Origin of the sequence: Pseudomonas sp. B8(2017), assembly GCF_002113575.1 — a bacterium.
Classification (GTDB): domain Bacteria; phylum Pseudomonadota; class Gammaproteobacteria; order Pseudomonadales; family Pseudomonadaceae; genus Aquipseudomonas; species Aquipseudomonas putida_Z.
Window position 1 is genome coordinate 379,525 of the sequence record NZ_NEIO01000003.1, and the last position, 18,583, is coordinate 398,107.

An 18,583-nucleotide genomic window follows, 5' to 3' on the forward strand; every position below is an offset into this window, starting at 1 on the left:
AAATCCTCCCCGCACTCAAGCGTTTCCCAAGCGACGAACACCCGCACTTTCGCTTGCTTGCGAGGATTGACCCATGTCCACCGCTTCCTGCCTTGCCCAGGTCCCGCCGGCCAGCGCGCCGCGTGCCTTGTACGAGTTCACCGATTCACCCTTGCTGCAACGCCAGCAGCAACAGGAGTCCAACGCCCGCAGCTACCCGCGGCGCATCCCGCTGGCGCTCAAGCGCGCCCGTGGCATCCATGTGGAGGATGTCGAAGGCCGCCAGTTCATCGACTGCCTGGCCGGCGCCGGCACCCTGGCGCTGGGCCACAACCACCCGGTGGTGGTCGAGGCGATCCAGCGGGTACTGGCCGATGAGCTGCCGTTGCACACCCTGGACCTGACCACGCCGGTCAAGGACCGCTTCGTCCAGGACCTGTTCGGCGTGCTGCCCGAGGTGTTGCGCCGTGAGGCCAAGGTCCAGTTCTGCGGCCCGACCGGTACCGATGCGGTGGAAGCAGCGCTGAAACTGGTGCGCAGCGCCACCGGTCGCAGCACCGTGCTGGCCTTCCATGGCGCCTACCATGGCATGAGCCAGGGTGCGCTGAGCCTGATGGGCAGCCATGGGCCGAAGCAGCCGCTGGGTGCCTTGCTCGGCAACGGTGTGCAGTTCATGCCGTACCCCTACGACTACCGTTGCCCGTTCGGTTTGGGCGGCGAAGCCGGGGTCAGGGCCAACCTGCATTACCTGGAAACCCTGCTGCTCGACCCGGAGAGCGGCGTGCCGCTGCCGGCGGCGGTGATCCTAGAGGTGGTGCAGGGCGAGGGCGGGGTGATTCCGGCCGATATCGAGTGGCTCAAGGGGGTACGCCGTATCACCGAGCAGGCCGGCGTGGCGTTGATCGTCGATGAGATCCAGAGCGGTTTCGCCCGTACCGGGCGCATGTTCGCCTTCGAGCATGCCGGCATCATCCCGGACGTGGTCACCTTGTCCAAGGCCATTGGCGGCAGCCTGCCGCTGGCGGTGGTGGTGTACCGCGACTGGCTGGACACCTGGAAACCGGGCGCCCACGCCGGCACTTTCCGTGGTAACCAGATGGCCATGGCGGCGGGTTCGGCGGTGATCGATTACCTGGTCGAGCATCGCCTGGCAGAGCATGCCGAGGCCATGGGCCAGCGCCTGCGCCAGCACCTGCAGCAGTTGCAGCGGGATTATCCGCAGTTGGGTGATATTCGCGGGCGTGGCCTGATGCTTGGGGTGGAACTGGTGGATGCGCAAGGCCAGCGGGATGCGCTTGGGCATCCGGCGGCCAACCGTGAATTGGCGGCGAAGGTGCAGCGCGAGTGCCTCAAACGCGGGCTGATCCTGGAACTTGGTGGGCGGCATGGGGCGGTGGTGCGCTTCCTGCCGCCGTTGATCATCAGTGGCGAGCAGATCGATGAGGTCGCGCAGCGCTTTGCCGAGGCGCTGATCGCGGCGGTCTGATCGATTGCCGGGGCCGCTGCGCGGCCCTATCGCCGGCAAGCCAGCTCCCACAGGGACTACGCCGACCGGAAGGCTTGCGCTGTACCTGTGGGAGCCGGCTTGCCGGCGATAGGGGCGCAAAGCGCCCCCTGCTAATCCCGGCTACCAACCGCGCCCGGAATTCACCCAGAAGTTCACCGACAGCGAGGTGGTCACAGACTCCACCTGGTGGAACCACCCTTCAGGCAGGAACAACAGGTCACCGGCCTGCAGCACCACGCGCAGGAACGGCACCTCGCGCGCCGCCGGGAAGCGCTGGTAGTCCGGGGCGTCGGGGTTGAAGTCGCAGCCGTCCAGGCCGCCCTTGGGGCTGGTCGACCAGGTAGCCAGGGCCGGGCGATGGTGCGGCGCGGCAAGGATGAACGACTTCTGCCCCCATACCTGTGCGAACAGGTTGTCGGTGTCGTCGCGGTGCAGTGGCGTCAGTGTGCCCTTGGGGCCGATCCAGATGCGCGGCGCAATGAACTTCTCGCGGGCGAAGTACTGCGGGTAGCGAATCAGCGTCAGCAGCTTTTCCGGCACGATGTTGTTGCCCATGTAGGCCGGGGTTTCGCCGGGTTTGGCAGGGGTGTCCAGCGAGGCGATGAAGTCGGCCATGGAAGTGGAACGGAAGTCGCGGTCGGTGGAGAAGGTCTTCTTCACGTAGTCGCCGTGCCGGGTGATGCCCTGCAGTTCGGCGAAATGCTCCAGCGAAGCTTCGCGGCCCATGGTGAACAGCGGCCAGTCCTGCAGGGCATCGCTGATGACCACCGGCGTCCCGTGCGCCAGGTATTCGCCCTGGAAGCGCGCCAGCGACATGTCGGCGCGGGCAATGCGTGCCACCTCGCGCTGCACCGGTTGCGCGGCCGACACCCGTTCGCTGAGGCGTGCCGGTGTCGGGTAGCGTTGGTTCATCGACACCTTGGTCGCCGGCGCGCCGCGCCGGGCGTTGCTGATGATCTGCGGCAGCAGGGTGGCCAAACCCATGTTGCCGCTGATCTTCAGGCGGGCGCTGGCGAACAGTTCTTCGACGTTGGCGGTGCCGCCCATGATGCCCATGAAGTCACGCTCGGCCACCTCGATGGTGACGTCCGGGGCACTGTGCCGGCCGGCACCGGTGCGGCTGCTGTCGCGCACCTCCGACCAGAAGGCCCGGTCCTGGCCGAAGACGAACTGGAAAACGCCTTCGATGCCGACGGCATGGGCGTTGGCGAACAGTTTGCTGAGGATGCTCTGAAGGTCCACGGTATGCCTCTGGCGGTCTTTCGTTGTGCTGGGATAACGAGTGCCTGCACCAACGATTTAGCCGTGTGGGCGGGTAATTTTTCGGTGTGCTGCTACGTCCCGTAGGGAGGCTCGAGTCACATTGTTCACCCAAGGAACCCACATGGCACTGCACCCTGATCTGGCGGCATTTCTGGAACTGGTCGAATTTGGCCGGCTGACGGGCAGGAGCCTGCCCATGCACGCGATGGACGTGGCCCAGGCCCGTGCCGAGTTCGAAGGCAGCTCGCAGGTACTCGACCCGAGCCCGCCCGGCAACGTCACGGCCAGCGAGTTGCAGATTACCGCGCGCGACGGTGCCCGCCTGGCTGCTCGTCTGTACCGCCAGGGCGATGCTGGTGCTGCCTTGCAGCCAGTGATCCTGTACCTGCATGGCGGCGGCTATGTGGTCGGCAGCCTCGATTCGCATGACTCGGTGTGCCGTCGCCTGGCGGCCCTGGGCGAGTTCGCGGTACTGGCGGCGGACTACCGGCTGGCGCCGGAGCAGCAGTTCCCGAAAGCCCTGCACGATGTGCTGGACGCCGCCAACTGGCTGGCTGAGCAGGCGGCCTCGCTGGGCCTGGACAACCGCCGGGTGGTGCTGGCAGGGGACAGTGTGGGCGCCAGCCTGGCGGCGGTGCTGGCCATTACGGCGGTGGAGCAGCCCGAGGCGCTGGCGTTCAAGCCGCTGGCACAGTTGCTGTTCTACCCGGTGACCGATATCTCCTGCTGGCGTGAGTCCCATCGCGAGCATGCCGAGGGTTACCTGCTGGAGACGCCTACCCTGGAGTGGTTCTACCGGCACTATGCGCCGCAGCGCGAGCAGCGCCTGGACTGGCGGGTGTCGCCGTTGCTGTCGACGCTGTGCGAGCCATTGGCGCCGGCTTGCCTGTTCGTGGCCGAGTATGACCCGTTGCATGATGAGGGCATGGCCTATCGTGACTGGCTGGTGGCGGGTGGGACGGCGGTGACCTTTGCCCGGGTGGAGGGGTTGACCCATGACTTCTTGCGCATGTCGGGGATCGTGGGGCAGGTGGAGGGGATTTACCGGGATGTCGGGGAGTGGTTGAAGCGGGTCGGCGGCCAGTCCTGACTTGAGCTCGCCGGGGGCGCGTTGCGCCCCTTTCGCGACACAAGGCCGCTCCCACAAAAGCACTGCGCCCACCGAACCATGTGGGAGCGGCCTTGTGTCGCGATGGGCCGCACAGCGGCCCCAGGGCCTCACCCGCGAAGGTGCTTCTTCAATACATCGACCAATCGCTCGATCTCCGCCTCGGTATTCAACAGCCCAGGCGCCGTCCGCACCACCGGCCCGACATCCCGCGAAACCGCATCGACCACGATGCGCTGGCTGTTGAGATACCGGGCCACCTCGTCAGCATCCTGCCCCGTGACCCGGAAGAAGGTGAAGCCCGCCGAATACTGCGTGCTGCGCGGTGTCACCAGCTCGACCCCCGGCAGCGCCTCAAGCCGCTGCCTGAGATAGCCATTAAGCCCATGAATCCGCGCCTGCACCGCCGCCTTGCCCAACTGCAGGTGCAGCTCGAACGCCTTGCCCAATGCCCAGCGGTGCTCGAACGCGTGGTAACCCCCGGGCGTCATCACCGTGGCAAAGTCCTCGTTCTCGGAAAACGTGGCAATGGTCGGGTTCAGCTGCTTCAGTTCGGTGGACGCCGCGCAGATGATCCCGGTACCCCGCGGCCCGAACATCCACTTGTGCGTGCCGGCGATGAAGTAGTCGCAGTTGAGATCGGCAAAGCGCATGTCTTCGACGCCGAAGCCATGCACACCGTCGATCACGTAGATGATCTGGTCCTGCTCGTCACGCTGGCGATTGACCTCGCGCACCAGCGCGCCGATCTCGCCCACGGGCAGTTTCACTCCACTGCCCGAGTGCACCCAGGTCATGCCCAGTACCCGTGTTTTCGGCCCGATGGCCGCCGCGATGGTGGCCAGTACCTGGTCGCTGTTGACCTTGGCGGGGTCGTCGAACAGGCGCAACCGGTGCACCGGTGTGCCATCGCGCGTGGTGCGAAAGCCCATGGTATGGCGGGCGGCCGAATGCTCGTGCACGGTGGTCAGAATTTCCTGCCCCGGGGCAATCTTCAGCCCGCCATAGATCAGCCCCAGGCCTTCGGTGGTGCTGCCGGTCAGGGCGATTTGCCGGGGCGTCACTTCGAGGTAGCGGGCCGCCCATTCACGCACGGCGGCTTCGTGCTTCCATTCCGACTGGCTGTCCCAGTCGACCATGCGGGCCGGGTGGCGGTCGAAGCGGGCACGCAGCGCCTCGATGGCTTCGCGCACGGGCCGTGGGTGCGAGGTGATCAGGAAGTTGGCAAAGTGCGCGTACGCCGGGTCCAGCTCGAACAGGTTGCGAAACCCGGCCCAGTCGCTGGCGGTGGCAGGCTGCGCAGCCGCCGCTTGGGCGGTAGGCAGCAGTGGGCTTGTGAGGGGCAGGGCGGCCGCAAGCAGGCCGGCCTGCTTGAGAAAGGTGCGACGATCGTTCATCAATTGGCTCGCAAGGGTCAGGGGGATGAGGTGGCGACAGGTTGCGCGGCGCGCTGCACCTGCTCCCACACCCGCAGGAAGTTGCCGCCCCAGAGCTTGGCGATATCCGCTTCGGAGTAGCCGCGGCTGATCAGTTCGGCGGTGACGTTGCGTGCTTCACTGGCGTTCTGCCAACCGTCGATGCCGCCGCCTTCATTGAAGTCCGAACTAAGGCCGACATGGTCGATGCCGACCTTGCGCACGGTGTAGTCGATGGCGTCGCCATAGTCCTTGAGCGTGGCCGGCGGTTCCTCCTCGAGAATGCCGTACAGCGCGTTGGCGTACTGGCCGACCTTCTGCTCGGGCCAGCCGGCGATCACCGGGTCACCGGGCATCAGTGCGTAGTCGAGGTTGGCCAGTGGCGGCAGGTCGTAGCGGGCGCGCAGGGCGTTGAGTTTGTCCTGGGTCTTGCTGCTCAAGGGCTTGAGGTAGGTGGAGAAGGCCACCAGCTGGACCACGCCGCCGCTGTCCTTGATCAGCTGCAGCTCCTTGTCGGAGAGGTTGCGCTTGATGTCGACCATCGCCCGCGGCGCCGAGTGCGAGGCCACCACCGGCGCGCGGCTGAGGGCAACGGCCTGGGCCAGCGCCTTGCTGGACATTTGCGACACATCGATGATCACGCCCAGGTCGTTCAGCCGCTGCACGGCGCGCTTGCCGAGCGGCGACAGGCCGTCCAGGGCATCGGCGGTGTCATTGAAGAACGGCAGCGGGCGCGAAGAGTCGGCCCAACTGTTGTTGCCCACGTAGCTGAAGCCGAACATGCGCACGCCGCGCGCGGCCCAACGGTCGAGCTGGTCGATGTCATCGCCCAGCGCATAGGCGTTGAGCATGCTGAGGAACACCGCGAACTTGCCTTCGCCGTGCAGGCGCCGCATGTCTTGCGGGGTATAGGCAATACCCACCTGCTGCGGGAAGTCGCGGACCATGGCGGTGATGGCGTTGTAGCGCACCTCCTGGGTGTGGCGGGCGGCTTCGACAAAGCCTGGGGTAGGGCGGTGCGGGCCACCGTCACCGGTCCAGGACTCCGGCCAGGCGAAGATGGTCAGGGCCGCGCCAGACAAACGCCCGCGTGCGGCCTTGGCCAGGTCGAAGCGGCCATTGCCATCCTTGTCGGCCTCGCTGCCTTCGGTGCCGAAGGTCAGCGGCAGGGTGACATGGCTGTCGAACGAGATGATGCGTTCCTGCAGGTCGTTGGCCTGGCGGGTCACCTCCCTGGAATAGCCGGCGGGTGTGGCGAAGTAGTGCCAGGCGGCAAACCCGGCGCCAGCGGCAACCGCCGCGGCCAGGCTGATAAACAGGGCTTTCTTCCAGCGTGGAGTCGTCATCTTGGTCTCAATAGGTTCACCGTCGAGGGATGGGCACAGAGGCCGCCGCTACCTGCAGTGAACGAGCTCGCAGCCGAGAAATTTAGCGCCTGTCGGGGGCCGCCATGCGGCCCAATCGCCGGCAAGCCAGCTCCCACCTCGAGCGCATTGGCCTCAAGCCATGTGCAATCCCTGTGGGAGCTGGCTTGCCGGCGATTGGGCTGCGCAGCAGCCCCGGATGCAGCCGGAGCGCCGCTAAATTTCGTCTGCCGTGCAACGTTCTAGCCTTGGACGGGCCGTGCTCCATGGCCGCAATGAATGCACAGGTATGCAATGACGATTTCCCGACGCGGTTTCATCGCCGGTGTGGCATTGACGGGTATGGTGGTGCCCGGTGCGCTGGGGGCGCTGTATGTGCAGCGCCAGCGTGCCGCCGAGGAATTCCCGGAAACCCCTGGCGAGGCCGTCGTCGAGTTGGCCGATACCCGCCTGCAGCAGTTGGGCGATACCCTGCGCGGCATCTGGCGCTGGACCCTGCAGGGCAAGGATGCGGGGCTGGACGGCCTGCCCACGGGTGAACTGGAGCTGTTCCTGGATGTGGCAACCAGCGGGCGCGCCCTGCGCGGCTACCTGGATACCCCCGAGCGCCTGCGTGGGCAGAAGGAGCCGCGCTACCGCGTGGTAGGCGACCTGTTGGCGGACAAGCCGGGCACCCTGCGCTGGCGCCTGTTTTCGGCCCAGGCCCGCTATGAATGCCATATCGTGCTCGACGAGGTCTGGGGCCGGTTCGGCAACGCCGGGCCGGCCACCCTCAACGGGCGCATTGCACGCCTGGACCGCGCGTTGACATTGCCCGTGGAGGACAACCAGTTCCTGGCCTTGAAGCGCACCTTCCCCGAGGCACGCGAGCGTACCCCGCTGAACCCGCAGCTGCTGGCCTGGCTGACCGCCCCGGAGCATCGCCTGTTCCACCAGCTGTGGCACTCGTCGCGGGACAAATGGCACAAACTGGGCAAGGACAAGCAGGGCGCCCTGCGTGGCCTGGGCTGGCAGCCCGGGCCGCGTGATCGCGAGCGTGATGCGCGGGGCCGGCACAAGGACCGCAACGGCTCGGGCGAAGACTTTTTCTTCATGCACCGGCACATGCTTGGCAGGGCGCGTGCCTTACAGGACTTGCCGTCATGGACGCGCTTCCCGCTGCCGCAGCCGGAACTTGAGCGCGACCGGGCCGGATTCGCCCGCTACTTCGACAACCATGACGGCAATGCCCTGCCGCCCACCTGGCTGGCCAGCGGTGATGCGGAATACACCCAGTGGGTGCGCGACATCAAGACGCCGGATACCTTCCATGGCAACTTCCTGGTCTGGGAGTCACGCTACACCGACCCGGAGTACCTGAGCACCTTGACCCTGGGCCAGTTCGGTTCGGAAGTGGAGCTGGGCCTGCACGACTGGCTGCACATGCGCTGGGCATCGGTGCCGCGCGACCCCTCCAACGGCATGCCGGTGCCGACGGCGCGCACGCCGGATGATTTTGCCGAACGCTGGTTTGCCGAACAGAACGATTTTCTCGGTGACCCGTTTTCATCCCATGTGAACCCGGTGTTCTGGCACTTTCATGGCTGGATCGACGACCGCATCGAAGACTGGTTCCACGCTCATGAACGGCTGCACCCGGGCGAGGTACGGCGCCTGGAAGTCAATGGCGTGCCATGGTTTGCGCCAGGGCGCTGGGTGGAGGTGGCCGACCCGTGGCTGGGGCCGGATACCCATGGCTGCTCGACGGTGCCGGGTTTGCGGCCCGGGCGCAGTGTAGAAATGGACCCGGAGACCATGAAGCTGGCGTTGCGCATCATCTACAGCGATGACGACCTGCTCGACAAGCTGCGGCCCAAGGTACCGCAGCGGCCGTGGTATGCGCGCAACCTGAAGGTGCGGAACTAGTCGCTGCCTGTACCGGCCCTATCGCCGGCAAGCCGGCTCCCACAGGTACGGCGCATGTCTTGAGCCCGGCGCAGACCCTGTGGGAGCTGGCTTTCCGGCGATAGGGCCGGTACAGGCGACCTTACTGGCTGGCCACCCACCCACCCCCCAATGCCTTGTACAACGCCACGCTACCCTGCAACCGGGCCAGGCGCAGTTGTGCCTGCTGGTCCTGCGCCACATACAAGGTGCCCTGGGTCTCCAGCACGCTCAACAGCGTCTCCGCTCCCGCGCCATAACGCTGCTGCGCCAGGTCGAACGCCAGCCGCGCCTGCTCCACCTCTTCATCCTGCCACTGCCGCTGGCGGTCCACGCCCTGGATCGCATTGAGCGCTTTCTCGACATCGGCAAAAGCGGCCAGGATGCTGCTGCGGTAGGTCTCCAGCAACTCCATCTGTTCAGCCTCGGCCAGTTCACGCGCGGCACGCAGCCGGCCGTTGTTGAAGATCGGCGCGACCAGGCCGCTGGTGAGGGTGTAGTAGGAGCTGTCGAACAAATGGGCAAAGGTATTGGCGCCAGCCCCCAGGTTGGCCCCGAGGGTGAGCTTGGGCAGCATGGCGGCGCGGGCGACCTGTACGTTGGCGCTGGCGGCGGCCAGCCGTGCTTCTGCCGCGGCAATGTCCGGGCGGCGGGTGAGCAGCTCGCTGGGCACGCCGCTGCCAATGGCGGGCCATTGCAGGGTGTTGATCGCGTCCTGGCTGGTGGGTAGCGACTGCACCGGGTCGCCGAGCAGGGTCGCCAGGGTGACCCGGCTGTCTTGCCACTTCTGTTCCAGTAACGGCAGCTGGCGTTGCTGCGCGGCCACCAGGCTGCGCTGCTGGGCCAGTTCAAGGCGCGTGGCGGACCCGCTGCGCTGGCGTGCCTCGACCAGGCCCAGCACGTCCTGGGCATTGCGCAGGTTGAGGCGGGCAATGCGCAACTGTTCCTGCAAAGCCAGGCCCTGCAGGTAACTGTCGGCCACCGCGCTGACCAGGGTCAGCGCCACGGTCTGGCGGTCGAAGCGGCTGGCATCCAGGCTGCGCAGGGCGCTGTCACGGGTCGCTCGCAGGCCGCCCCAGAAGTCGATTTCGTAGCTGGCGCTGAGCTGCATGTCGAACGAGGTGCTGGTGGGTTCGCTGCGGCTGACATCCAGTTGGTCATAGCCGTCACCGTGCAGCAGGCGCTGGCGGCTGCCGTCCAGGCCCAGCTTCAGCTCCGGCAACAGCGGCGCGCCGGCAATGACCGCGCGGGCCTGGGCCTGGCGTACCCGCGCCGTGGCTGCAGCCAGGTCATGGGCATTGTGCAGGGCGTGCTGTACCAGGCGGTCGAGCTCGCTGCTGGCGAAGGCTTGCCACCACTGTGTCGTTGGCAGTTGTACCGAGGGTGATGCGGCCTCGCCTTGCCAGGCGGATGGCGCGGCGATACCGCTGGCGGGTGTTGGCGGCGTGCTGCAGGCGGCGAGGCATACGCATAAGGTCAACAGGCTGATGCGGCTGGGCAGAGTCATGGGTTATTCGCTGGTAAGGGCTTTGACCGGGTCGAGGCGGGCGGCCTTGCGCGCTGGCATGAAGCCGAACACGATGCCGGTGACGACGGCGCAGGCGAAGGCGCCGAGCATGGCGGGCAGGGCAAAGGCCACTGCCACTTCGGCCAGCATCAGGCCGCCACCGATGGCCAGGGCCAGGACGATGCCGGCCAGGCCGCCGACCATCGACAGCATCACCGCCTCGCTGAGGAATTGCCGCAGGATGTCGCGCTGGCGCGCACCAGTGGCCATGCGGATGCCGATTTCACGGGTGCGCTCGCGCACCGTCATCAACATGATGTTCATCACGCCGATGCCGCCCACCAGCAGCGAGATCGCGGCGATCGCCCCCAGCATCAGCGACAGGCTGTTCTGCGTGCGCGCCTCGGCCTGGATCAGCGCCGCGTCATTGGTCAGCTCGAAGTCCTGGCGGCCGTTGTGGCGCTGGCGCAGCAGCTTGTCGATGGCCGCTTCGGCCTCGTTGACCCGCGTGGAGTCCAGGGCGGCAACGGCGATGTAGTCCGGGTCGCGCTGGCCGAACAGGCGGATGGCTGCGGCGGAGTAGGGCACCACGATGCGCCCGTCGCTGTCCTGGTCGCCAGAGCTGGCACCCTTGCCGGCCAGGATGCCGACCACCTGGAACGGCACATTGCCGATCAACAGGTACTGCCCCAGAGGGTCGCGCCCAGGGTCGAGCATCTTTTCCCGCACTTTCTGGCCGATCACCGCCACCGCGGCAGCGTTGGCTTCATCGGCATCGGTGTAGAAGCTGCCTTGCACCGCCGGCCAGTTGAAAATCTCGGGGAACCCGGTGTTGTTGCCACCCACATAGAACCGCTGGCTGTTGTTGCCGTGGCGCACCATCATCTTTTCGCCGATCACCGGCATCACGTGCTTGACCTGCGGCAGTTGGCCGATGGCAGCGACATCGTCGAGGGTGATGGTGCCGGCCTGCTCGCCCAGGCTCGCCGGCTTGCCGTTGAGGTAGAGGATGTTCGAGCCGAAGGCTGCCATCTGCGCCATGACCTGGCGCTTGCTGCCTTCGCCCACTGCCAGCATCACCACCACCGAGGCCACGCCGATGACGATGCCCAGCAGGGTCAGGGCGGTGCGGAAGCGGTTGACCCACATCACCCGCCAGGCCGCCCGCAGGGCTTCGAGCAATTCGCCTTTCCACGCCCCGTGCAAGGTCGCGCCACGGTCCAGGCGCTGGCGCAGCTGGGCGGCCTGCAGCCCGCGGCCGTTATCGACCGTGGGCTTTTCGGCGGCCGAATCGCTGATGATCAGGCCGTCGCGAATTTCGATCACGCGCTGCGCCCGCGCCGCCACGTTGCGGTCATGGGTGATCAGGATGATCACGTGGCCCTGGCTGGCCAGCTCGTCGAGCAACGCCATCACTTCGGTGCCGCTGTGGCTGTCGAGGGCGCCGGTGGGTTCGTCGGCGAGGATGATATGGCCGCCATTCATCAACGCCCGGGCAATCGACACCCGTTGTTGCTGGCCGCCAGACAACTGGTGCGGGCGGTTGCCGGTGCGGCTGGCCAGGCCCAGGCGGCCGAGCAGGGCGCTGGCACGGGCGTGGCGTTCGCTGGCGGCGAGGCCGGCATAGATGGCCGGCATTTCGACGTTTTCCTGGGCCGAGCCCGAGGGGATCAGGTGGTAGCCCTGGAACACGAAGCCGAACGCCTCGCGGCGCAGCCAGGCCAGTTCGTCGCTGCCCAGTTCGGCCACATCCTTGCCGGCGAAGCGGTAGCTGCCGGAAGTGGGGCGGTCGAGGCAGCCGAGGATATTCATCAAGGTCGACTTGCCGGAGCCGGAGGCGCCGACGATGGCGACGAACTCGCCGGGATGGATGCGCAGGCTGATGCCATGGAGGATATCGACCTTGGGTGTTTCGACGCCGCCGTAGGATTTACGGATGTCGACCAGCTCGATCAGGGGTGTGCTCATTCAACCTCCGCTGACGCCAGGGGCGCCGATCACCAGGCGTTCGCCTTCGTTGAGGCCGTCCAGCACCTGCACGCGCAGGCGGTCGCTGAGGCCGGTGCGTACCTGGCGCTGTTCCACCTTGCCGTCGCGGGTCAGCACATGCGCCAGGCGCAGGCCATCGCCATCGTCCAGCGCGGCCAGTGGTACGGTCAGCACCTGGCTGGCTTTGCCGGCGACAAAGAACACCTGCGTGGTCATCTCGGCCATCAGCGCGCCGTCCGGGTTGTCGACATCCAGCAGCACGCTGTACTGCACCACCTGGCTGCCGGCACTGCCATTGCTGACGCTGGCCGGGCTGCCGCCACCCTGGCTGGCCTGCTCCAGGGGCTTGGGCGGGATCGGCAGCACTTGCCGCACGGTGCTGGTCCAGCGGCGCTTGCCGCCGGCCAGGGTGGTGAAGTAGGCGGTCATGCCCGGGGTGACCTTGCCGATGTCGGCCTCCGACACCTGGGCCCACACGGTCATCGGCGAGAGCTTGGCGATGCGCAGGATCAGCGGGGTTTGCTGTTGGGCATTGAGGGTTTGCCCCTCACGGGCATCCACCGCCACTACCGTGCCGTCCATCGGCGCGTAGATGCGCGTGTAGCCCAGCTCGGCCTCGTCGCTGCGCAGGCTGGCCTGGGCCTGGCGGATCTGCGCCTGGAACATGTCGATGCGCGCCTGGGTGACCTTCAGCTGTGCGGCGGCCGTTTGCACGTCCTCGTCGCGGGTGGCACCGGCGGCGGCCAGGTCCCGTTGGCGTTTGAGCTGCTGCCGGGCCAGTTGGAACTGCGCGCGTTGTTCGGCCAGCTGGGCCTTGAGGTTGTCGATCGAGTAGCGGCCGGCATCCAGCCGGGCCTGCTGGGTCGAAGGGTCGATCTCGACCAGCAGCTGGCCTTTGCGCACCGTGTCGCCAACCTCCACATGCAGGGTGTGGATCTGCCCCGACGCCTGGGCACCGACGTCCACGTAGCGCCTTGGTTGCAGGGTGCCCAGTGCGGTGACGCTGCTTTCGATGTCGGCGCGGGTCACGGCAACCGTGCTGAGCGGCTGTGCGCCGTAGGGCAGGGCCTTCCAGGCCAGCAGGCAGCCCAGGCCGAGCAGGCCCAGGCCGCTGAGCAGGAGCCGGCGACGGGTGTTGGTTAAAGGTCTCATGCAGACATCCAGCCGAGGGGGTGCCAGATAGACGAAAGCGGCAGAAGGGGATTTAGCGAATATTGGGCAGGGGCTGACAGGTGCATGGCGACAGGGTTGTGGCGCCTGTGAGATCGAGCGCCGCCCGCGCGGCGCATCGCCGGCAAGCCAGCTCCCACATCTGTTTCGGGCCAGTCTCTCCTGAGCCCCCGGCGCGCGCCCCTCTTGGCGTACACCTCGATATCGTGTCGAGCCAACAAGGCGGTCGCGCGCATTGGTGCAGGCAATACTGGCCCGAAACAGATGTGGGAGCTGGCTTGCCGGCGATGCGCCGCGCGGGCGGCGCTCGATTTCACAGGCGCGAAACCTCCCAAGACATACCCTTGTTGCTGAGAATAATTATAATTTGTAAGATCGCACGCTGACATCACTCGGTCCCGCGTTGCTGCCTGAAAGGGCTTTCTGGCATAGGCTGGCAGGACGATCTCAGGTAACGTCGTGGAACATTACTATCGCGAACTGGTGGGCTTCCTTTCCGCGCGCCTGGGCAATCGTCAGGCCGCCGAAGACGTGGCGCACGATGCCTACCTGCGGGTGCTGGAACGCACCGACGCCGAGCGCATCGAGCACCCGCGTGCCTTCCTTTACCGCACCGCGCTCAACCTGGTGGTCGACCGCCACCGGCGGCATCAGGTACGCCAGGCCGAGCCGCTGGAGGTGCTGGACAGCGACGAGCGCTGGCATACCCCGGCGCCGACCCACGACATGCAGCTCGACCAGCGCCTGGCGCTGATGCAGCGCGCGCTGGATGAGCTGAGCAAGGTCTGCCGCGACTGCTTCCTGCTGCGCAAGCTCGAAGGCCTGTCACACCAGCAGATTGCCGAGCACCTGGGTATTTCCCGCAGCCTGGTGGAGAAGCACATCGTCAATGCCATGAAGCACTGCCGGGTGCGCATGCGCGAGTGGGAATCCTGATCGCCGGGTTGAATGCAGATGAAAATTCCGTCAGTCGATCACTTGATTTCCACGGTTTTCCCGACTTCTATCAAATAAGACCCCTGCCAGGCGTAGCCTTGGCAGCAGCCGTTACTGGCGCAGTATGGTCATGGAGCCTACCCATTACCCAACTGCCCAGGTCCCGCCATGGCCAACAAGACCCTGCGCATCCTCATCGCCGACGCACACCCCTGCCAGCGCCTGCAACTGGAGCGGCTGCTCAACGGCCTGGGCTACTACCGGATAGCGCCAGTGGACAGCTTCGAGGAGCTGCAGCGCCTGGTGTTGAGTGCCTTGCAGCCTTTCCACCTGCTGTTGGGCAATATCGAGCTGGCCAGCCATGTCGGGGTCGACCTGGCGCGCTTCTGTCGCGTCAGCACGCAGATCCAGCACGCCCTGCTTTATCACTCTACCCAGTTGCAAGTGCCCATGGTGCCGCAGACCGAGCGCCAGGCCGTCAGCCTGAGCCTGCCCCAGGTGCCGGACAACGAGGCACTGGAGGCGTTCATGGCGATCATCGATACGCCGCTGCTGGTCGGCAAGCTGCCGCTGCCGGGCGCCATGCCGGCTGCCACGGTGCGGCCACGGCCGAAGGCCAATTTCGTCAACACCATGTTCAACCGCTAAAGCCGCAGCGGGCAGGGCAAGGGGGCAGCTATTTGCTATCCTCTTGCCCTTTGCCGATTTGCGGACCCTGCCATGACTGCCATCGATACCGCTCGCCCGCCCCGGTTCAGCCGCGGCGACCACCGGACCCTGGGCCTGGCGGCGTTGGGCGGCGCGCTGGAAATCTACGACTTCATCATCTTCGTATTCTTTGCGCTGACCCTCAGCCAGCTGTTCTTCCCGCCCGAGATGCCCGAATGGCTGCGCCTGCTGCAAAGCTTCGGAATCTTCGTCACCGGCTACCTGGCGCGGCCGCTGGGCGGCATCCTGATGGCGCACTTCGCCGACCACCTGGGACGCAAGCGGGTCTTCAGCCTGAGCATCCTGATGATGGCCCTGCCGTGCCTGTTGATCGGGGTGATGCCGACCTACGCCGACATCGGCTATGCCGCGCCGCTGATCCTGCTGGCACTGCGTATCCTGCAGGGCGCGGCGGTGGGCGGCGAGGTGCCGAGCGCCTGGACTTTCGTCGCCGAGCACGCGCCAGCCGGGCGGCGCGGTTATGCCCTGGGCTTCCTGCAGGCCGGCCTGACCTTTGGCTATCTGCTGGGGGCACTGACCGCGACCTTGCTGGCGCAAGTGTTCACCCCGCAGGAAATCCTCGACTACGCCTGGCGCTACCCGTTCCTGCTCGGCGGGGTATTCGGCGTGATCGGCGTATGGCTGCGTCGTTGGCTCAGCGAAACACCGGTGTTCCTTGCCCTGCGCGCGCGCCAGGAGCAGCCGGTGAGCTTCCCGCTGCGGCGGGTGCTGGGCGAACACCGCCGGGCGTTGATCCCGGCGGCGCTGCTGACCTGCGTGCTGACTTCCGCCGTGGTGGTGCTGGTGGTGATTACCCCGACAGTGATGCAGCAGCGCTTCGGCATGAGTGCCGGGCACACCTTTGCCCTTAGCAGCGTGGGCATCGTCTTCCTCAACATCGGCTGCGTGCTGGCCGGGCTGCTGGTCGACCGTGCAGGTGCCTGGCGCGCACTGATGCTCTACAGCCTGTTGCTGCCGGTGGGCATCGGCGGGTTGTATGCCAGCCTGGTGGGGCAGTGGGGCATGACTTGGCTGGCCTATGCGCTGGCGGGCCTGTCCTGCGGCGTGGTGGGCGTGGTGCCGTCAGTGATGGTCGGGTTGTTCCCGGCCGAGATCCGCGTGTCGGGCATCTCCTTTACCTATAACGTGGCCTACGCGCTTTGGGCCAGCACCACACCGCTGGCGCTGATTGCGCTGATGCCGTGGAGCCCGTGGGTGTGTGTCGGCTTTTGTCTGGTCATGGGCACGGTGGGGTTGCTGACGGCCTTGTATTTCGGGCGTCGGGAGCCATTGGCGTTTGCCGCGGAGCCGATGCCGGTAATGTGTGGTGAAAAATAGTTTTCTGTTGTCTGTTCTGGCCTCATCGCCGGCAAGCCAGCTCCCACAGGGGATCGCGCCAACTTTTAGAGTTTGAGCAAAACAGTCGCTCCCACAGGGATAGCGCATGGCTCGAGGTCGATGCGGTCGAGGTGGGAGCTGGCTTGCCGGCGATGAGGCCAGAACAGGTAAAACAAAAAGCCCCCGGCTCGTGAGAACCGGGGGCTTTTCGTTAGCGCAGGGCAGGGGCCTTACATGTTCGGGTAGTTCGGCCCGCCAGCGCCTTCAGGGGTGACCCAGGTGATGTTCTGGGCCGGGTCCTTGATGTCGCAGGTCTTGCAGTGCACGCAGTTCTGCGCGTTGATCTGGAAGCGCTTGTTGCCATCCTCCTGAGTGACCACTTCGTACACGCCCGCCGGGCAGTAGCGCTGGGCCGGCTCGTCGTACAGCGGCAGGTTGCTGGCGATCGGCACGTTCGGGTCGGTCAGCTTCAGGTGGCAGGGTTGTTCCTCTTCGTGGTTGGTGCTGGAGAGGAATACCGAGCTGAGCTTGTCGAAGCTGAGCTTGCCGTCCGGTTTCGGGTAGTCGATCTTCTGCGACTCGGCCGCCAGCTTCAGGCAGGCGTAGTCCGGCTTGGTGTCGTGCAGGGTGAACGGCAGCTTGCCGCCGAACCAGTTCTGGTCCACATAGTTGAACGCCGCGCCCAGCAGCGGGCCGAACTTGTGCATGGCCGGGCCGAAGTTGCGGCTGGCGAACAGCTCCTCGTACAGCCAGCTGGCCTTGAAGGCGCTGACGTAGCCGTTGAGCTGGTCACCGCCTTCGCTGCCGGCGAGCAGTGCGTCAGCCACCGCTTCGGCGGCCAGCATGCCGGACTTCATCGCGGTGTGGCTGCCCTTGATCTTGGCGAAGTTCAGGGTGCCCAGGTCGCAGCCGATCAGCGCGCCGCCGTTGAAGACCATCTTCGGCAGCGAGTTGAAGCCGCCCTTGCAGATGGCACGGGCACCGTAGCTGATGCGCTTGCCGCCTTCGAGGTATTGCGCCATCACCGGGTGGTGCTTGAGGCGCTGGAATTCGTCGAACGGCGACAGGTACGGGTTGGCGTAGGACAGGTCGACGATCAGGCCGACCACCACCTGGTTGTTTTCCAGGTGATAGAGGAACGAACCACCGGTGTTGTCCTTGGCCATCACGTCCAGCGGCCAGCCGGCGGTGTGCACCACCAGGCCCTGCTCGTGCTTGGCCGGGTCGATTTCCCAGATTTCCTTCAGGCCGATGCCGTAGTGCTGCACATCGGATTCGCTATCCAGGTTGAAGCGCTTGATCAGCTGCTTGCCGATGTGGCCACGGCAGCCTTCGGCGAACAGGGTGTACTTGCCACGCAGCTCCATGCCAGGGGTGTACATGCCATCTTTCGGGTTGCCTTCACGGTCCACACCCATGTCGCCGGTGACAATGCCGCGTACCACGCCGTTTTCATCGAACAGCGCTTCCTGGGCGGCGAAGCCCGGGTAGACTTCCACGCCCAGGTTCTCGGCCTGCTGGGCCAGCCAGCGGCACAGGTTGCCCAGCGAGATGATGTAGTTGCCCTGGTTGTGCATGGTCTTGGGCACGAACAGGTCAGGCACCTTGGTCGAACTGCCGGCATCCTTGAGCACGTAGATGTCGTCACGCTTCACTTCGGTGTTCAGCGGCGCGCCGAGCTCTTTCCAGTCTGGGAACAGCTCGTTCAGGGCACGGGGTTCGAACACCGCGCCGGAGAGGATGTGGGCGCCGACTTCAGAGCCTTTTTCCACCACGCAGACGCTGATTTCGCTACCGGCTTCGGCGGCCTTCTGCTTCAGGCGGCAGGCGGCGGACAGGCCCGCCGGGCCGGCGCCGACGATGACCACGTCGAATTCCATGTATTCGCGTTCCACTGGTTCTCTCCTACTCATCAAGGCTCGTGCTGTTGCTTTGTCTTATGGGTGCGCGGGGCATTCGCAGCGGTTCTACGCAACGGCGGAACTGTAGCTGGGCAAATGACGGACTACACCGTTTTGTCTTGGCCGCGCATTATATCTACACCACTTGGCGGGTCCAATACAAACGTTTGTTTGAATTTGCCGCAGGCCAGTAAAATCACAGGAACGCGGCTGGAGGGTGACCGATTTGCCGTATTGACCGGATTGGGTGTTACGGTCAAGATACGAGCGGTTTTACGTTCGCCGTAGGCTTGCAGCCGGGCGCAGGTACACCTCTAAAGACCAGGTGTGGAGCAGGGTTTTGCGGCCTTGGGCCGGTTTGTAGTGGAGTTTACACGCCACGACAGAAAATGACCCGTGAGTATTTGTCGCAAGAGTCCGGACAAGACTGTTCGGTCACTGTGAAGTTACCGCCTCCCGGTACGTTTTTAGAGGT

At 65.8% G+C, this 18,583-nt stretch carries 13 protein-coding genes; 6 read left to right on the top strand and 7 right to left on the bottom strand.

Annotation, left to right across the window (positions count from 1 at the left end):
* Positions 1–73: 73 nt before the first annotated feature.
* Complete coding sequence (locus CAG22_RS07745) at positions 74–1,465, top strand: aspartate aminotransferase family protein (protein ID WP_085705131.1); 1,392 nt, start codon at positions 74–76, stop codon at positions 1,463–1,465.
* Positions 1,466–1,606: 141 nt separating this feature from the next.
* Here the strand turns inward: CAG22_RS07745 and CAG22_RS07750 are convergent, their stop codons facing one another.
* Positions 1,607–2,728 (bottom strand): cupin-like domain-containing protein, encoded by a 1,122-nt coding sequence (locus CAG22_RS07750; RefSeq protein WP_085705134.1) that lies wholly within the window; start codon positions 2,726–2,728, stop codon positions 1,607–1,609.
* A gap of 142 nt (positions 2,729–2,870) precedes the next feature.
* Here CAG22_RS07750 and CAG22_RS07755 point away from each other — a divergent pair, with 142 nt between their 5' ends.
* The gene (locus CAG22_RS07755; RefSeq protein WP_085592793.1) at positions 2,871–3,839 is read left to right on the top strand and encodes an alpha/beta hydrolase; all 969 of its coding nucleotides are present in this window, start codon (positions 2,871–2,873) and stop codon (positions 3,837–3,839) included.
* 128 nt (positions 3,840–3,967) lie between these two features.
* On the opposite strand, the gene CAG22_RS07760 is transcribed toward CAG22_RS07755, so the two are convergent.
* The gene (locus tag CAG22_RS07760) at positions 3,968–5,254 is read right to left on the bottom strand and encodes an aminotransferase class V-fold PLP-dependent enzyme (RefSeq protein WP_085705136.1); all 1,287 of its coding nucleotides are present in this window, start codon (positions 5,252–5,254) and stop codon (positions 3,968–3,970) included.
* A gap of 17 nt (positions 5,255–5,271) precedes the next feature.
* A complete protein-coding gene (pvdM, locus tag CAG22_RS07765) occupies positions 5,272–6,618 on the bottom strand; it encodes a pyoverdine-tailoring dipeptidase-like protein PvdM (protein WP_085705138.1) in 1,347 nt (448 codons plus the stop codon).
* Positions 6,619–6,930: 312 nt separating this feature from the next.
* Between pvdM and CAG22_RS07770 the strand changes: the two genes are divergently transcribed.
* Entirely contained in the window at positions 6,931–8,541 is a 1,611-nt protein-coding gene (locus CAG22_RS07770) for a PvdJ/PvdD/PvdP-like protein (RefSeq protein WP_085705140.1), read from the top strand.
* A gap of 121 nt (positions 8,542–8,662) precedes the next feature.
* Here CAG22_RS07770 and CAG22_RS07775 read toward each other — a convergent pair whose 3' ends face one another.
* The 3 genes from CAG22_RS07775 to CAG22_RS07785 are packed head-to-tail and all read right to left on the bottom strand — an operon-like array spanning position 8,663 to position 13,207.
* The gene (locus tag CAG22_RS07775) at positions 8,663–10,066 is read right to left on the bottom strand and encodes an efflux transporter outer membrane subunit (RefSeq protein ID WP_085705142.1); all 1,404 of its coding nucleotides are present in this window, start codon (positions 10,064–10,066) and stop codon (positions 8,663–8,665) included.
* A 3-nt stretch (positions 10,067–10,069) separates the two neighbouring features.
* Complete coding sequence (locus CAG22_RS07780; RefSeq protein WP_085705144.1) at positions 10,070–12,034, bottom strand: MacB family efflux pump subunit; 1,965 nt, start codon at positions 12,032–12,034, stop codon at positions 10,070–10,072.
* Positions 12,035–13,207, bottom strand: a complete 1,173-nt coding sequence (locus CAG22_RS07785; protein WP_085705146.1) for an efflux RND transporter periplasmic adaptor subunit — start codon at positions 13,205–13,207, stop codon at positions 12,035–12,037.
* 477 nt (positions 13,208–13,684) lie between these two features.
* Between CAG22_RS07785 and CAG22_RS07790 the strand changes: the two genes are divergently transcribed.
* The 3 genes from CAG22_RS07790 to CAG22_RS07800 all read left to right on the top strand — a co-directional run bounded on the left by CAG22_RS07790 (position 13,685) and on the right by CAG22_RS07800 (position 16,207).
* Positions 13,685–14,161: a sigma-70 family RNA polymerase sigma factor gene (locus CAG22_RS07790; protein ID WP_025339983.1), complete on the top strand. Its 477-nt coding sequence runs from the start codon at positions 13,685–13,687 to the stop codon at positions 14,159–14,161.
* Positions 14,162–14,329: 168 nt separating this feature from the next.
* Entirely contained in the window at positions 14,330–14,809 is a 480-nt protein-coding gene (locus CAG22_RS07795; RefSeq protein WP_085664042.1) for a histidine kinase, read from the top strand.
* Between the two features lie 72 nt (positions 14,810–14,881).
* Positions 14,882–16,207 (top strand): MFS transporter, encoded by a 1,326-nt coding sequence (locus CAG22_RS07800; protein WP_085705148.1) that lies wholly within the window; start codon positions 14,882–14,884, stop codon positions 16,205–16,207.
* 230 nt (positions 16,208–16,437) lie between these two features.
* Here the strand turns inward: CAG22_RS07800 and CAG22_RS07805 are convergent, their stop codons facing one another.
* Positions 16,438–18,120, bottom strand: coding sequence for an electron transfer flavoprotein-ubiquinone oxidoreductase (locus CAG22_RS07805; RefSeq protein WP_081742297.1), 1,683 nt, complete (start codon positions 18,118–18,120; stop codon positions 16,438–16,440).
* Positions 18,121–18,583 lie beyond the last annotated feature (463 nt).